Raw genomic sequence first — 2,422 nt, forward strand, 5'->3', positions numbered from 1 at the left:
CCCGGCCGCACCCTGCCCGGCATCACGCTGGACGGCACCGATCAGGGGCAATTCGTCGCCGGTGGCACCCGCCGCGTGTCCGAAAACGTCGATATGTTCGGCGAGAACGTCTATGACCTGTTCGGCCAGCACGCCGCCCTCACCCAGCGTTACGGCGTCGATTACCGCGCCACCTCGGCGCTGACCCTTGGCGGCGCGATCGAATACGGCACCATTCGCGACGACAGCGGCGATTTCGACCGTCTGGCCCCGTCGTTAAGCCTTGATTACACCGATGGCGACCGCATCAGCAGCCACGCCCGACTGGAATACCGCCGCGACCGGGGCGAGGTTTCAGGCACCAGCCGCGATCAGGATATCTTCCTGTTTCTGGCCTCGGGCAGCTATAAGCTGGACGATGAAAAGCGCCTGCTGTTCGGGTTCGAATACGCCGATAACGACGTGCCCGCCAATGCGGTAATGACCGGGAAATATATCGACGGATCAATCGGCTATGCCATTCGCCCGGTTCTGGACGACCGGTTCAACATGCTGGTTCAATACCGCTATCTGTATGACATGGTCGGCCAGGACATCGATGGCAGCGCCACGCGCGGTCCGCGTCAGCAAAGCCATGTGTTCTCGATCGACGCCGAATATGACATCAGCCAGAACTGGACGCTGGGCGGCAAGCTGGGCCTGCGCCTGAGCAACAGCGCCCCGGATGACGCCACCGCGCTGGCCCGCAATGACGCGTGGCTGACGGTGATGAACGGCCGCTATCACGTGAACAAGAGATGGGATCTGCTGCTGGAAGGCCGCTATTTCCAAGCCCAACAGGCCGACATCGGCGAATTCGGCCTGCTGGCGGCGGGCTATCGTCAGGTTGGGCAAAACCTGAAACTGGGCGCGGGTTATAACTTTGGCCGGTTCTCGGACGACCTGACCGACCTGACGCTGGACGACAAAGGTCTGTTCATCAACCTGATCGCCAAGTTCTGACGTCCGCACATCTTGATTGCGGGCCGGAAAAGGATCACCCTGAAGGCGCTTCTTTCGTTCGATCGGAGGCGGGAATGATCGCACTTACCCCCCCTTTCCGGCTGGCCATGGCAGCGGATGCCGCCCCGCTTGCCGATCTGGTGAATTTCGCGGGCGAAGGCCTGCCGCTATACCTTTGGACCGGCATGGCCACGGATGGCCAAGACCCGTGGGACATCGGGCGCGCCCGTCAGGCCGCAAAGGCGCGGGAAGGCCAGATCGTCGTGGCCGATTTTGGCCAAGGCGCGGTGGCCAGCCTGACAGGATATGTAATCGGCGCTGAGCCGACAGAAATCACCGACGACTTCCCATCCCTGCTGCGCCCGCTGCAAGAGCTGGAAAATCAGGCGCTGAACAGCTGGTATGTGAACGTGCTGGCCAGCTATCCCGATTGTCGCGGACAAGGCCTGGGATCGCGCCTGCTGGATCTGGCCGAAGACATCGCCCGCGCCGAAGGCCTGCAAAGGATGAGCGTGATCGTGGCCAGCGACAACACCGGCGCCCGGCGGCTTTATGAACGCAAAGGCTATGCCGAACGGGCAACCGCGCCCTGCGTCAAAGAGGCTTGGGACACGTCCACCGAATTCTGGGTGCTGCTGATCAAAGCGCTGAACTAAGCGGCACGGCACGCTGATAAATGATGCACGGGTCTACGCCCGGCAAAGCGCCGGTTTTTTCGACCTATGTGCGGTGAAAGTGGTGCACCCGACAGGATTCGAACCTGTGGCCTCTGCCTTCGGAGGGCAGCGCTCTATCCAGCTGAGCTACGGGTGCGTGCGGGTCGGATATAGGCGAAAGCGGATGGCCCCGCAATCGCTAAATCAGGCGAAAAGATCGTGGCACAGTTCCAGTGCTTCGATCAGCTTATCGACCTCTTCACGGGTGTTATACATGGCAAAGGACGCCCGGCAGGTGGCCGAAACCCCCAGCAAATCCATCAGCGGCCCGGCACAGTGATGACCGGCGCGCACCGCCACGCCTTTCTTGTCCAGAACCGTCGAAATATCATGCGCATGGGCCGGGCCGTCCAGCGTGAAGCTAAAGATCGCGCCCTTGTTCGCGGCATTGCCCTGAACCGTCAGCCAGTTCAGCCCGGCAAGGCGGTTGCGGGCGTATTCGGTCAGCATGCGCTCGTGCGCGGTGATATTCTCCAACCCGACGCCCATCATATACTCCAGCGCCACGCCCAGCCCGATCTGTTGCACGATGCCGGGGGTGCCGGCCTCGAATTTCATCGGCGGTGCGGCATAGGATACCTCGTCCTTGTGGACCTCGCGGATCATGTCGCCGCCGCCAAGGAAAGGGCGCATCTCGTTCATGCGGTCGCGTTTGATATAGATCGCGCCCGAGCCCGACGGCCCATACAGCTTGTGCCCGGTGATCGCGTAGAAATCCGCGTCCA

At 61.8% G+C, this 2,422-nt stretch carries 3 protein-coding genes and 1 tRNA gene; 2 read left to right on the top strand and 2 right to left on the bottom strand.

Annotated elements, in window-relative coordinates; all coding sequences use genetic code 11:
• Together ABYW26_RS13400 and ABYW26_RS13405 are read left to right on the top strand one after the other, a co-directional pair.
• Window positions 1-981, top strand: a 981-nt coding sequence (locus ABYW26_RS13400) for a transporter (protein ID WP_372605416.1), incomplete at its 5' end; no start/stop codon positions are given.
• 74 nt (window positions 982-1,055) lie between these two features.
• Window positions 1,056-1,637, top strand: coding sequence for a GNAT family N-acetyltransferase (locus ABYW26_RS13405; protein ID WP_372605417.1), 582 nt, complete (start codon window positions 1,056-1,058; stop codon window positions 1,635-1,637).
• A gap of 80 nt (window positions 1,638-1,717) precedes the next feature.
• Here the strand turns inward: ABYW26_RS13405 and ABYW26_RS13410 are convergent.
• Both ABYW26_RS13410 and ABYW26_RS13415 read right to left on the bottom strand, forming a co-directional pair.
• Window positions 1,718-1,794, bottom strand: a tRNA-Arg gene (locus tag ABYW26_RS13410).
• 47 nt (window positions 1,795-1,841) lie between these two features.
• Window positions 1,842-2,422: aminotransferase class V-fold PLP-dependent enzyme (locus ABYW26_RS13415; protein WP_372605418.1), on the bottom strand; the 581-nt coding region annotated here is incomplete at its 5' end.

The organism is Actibacterium sp., from assembly GCF_041584535.1.
GTDB lineage: Bacteria > Pseudomonadota > Alphaproteobacteria > Rhodobacterales > Rhodobacteraceae > Actibacterium_D.

What these genes read in the sequence shown, in the direction of transcription:
- ABYW26_RS13405 (WP_372605417.1), top strand. Translation starts at nt 1,056, where the DNA reads ATGATCGCACTTACCCCCCCTTTCCGGCTGGCCATGGCAGCGGATGCC.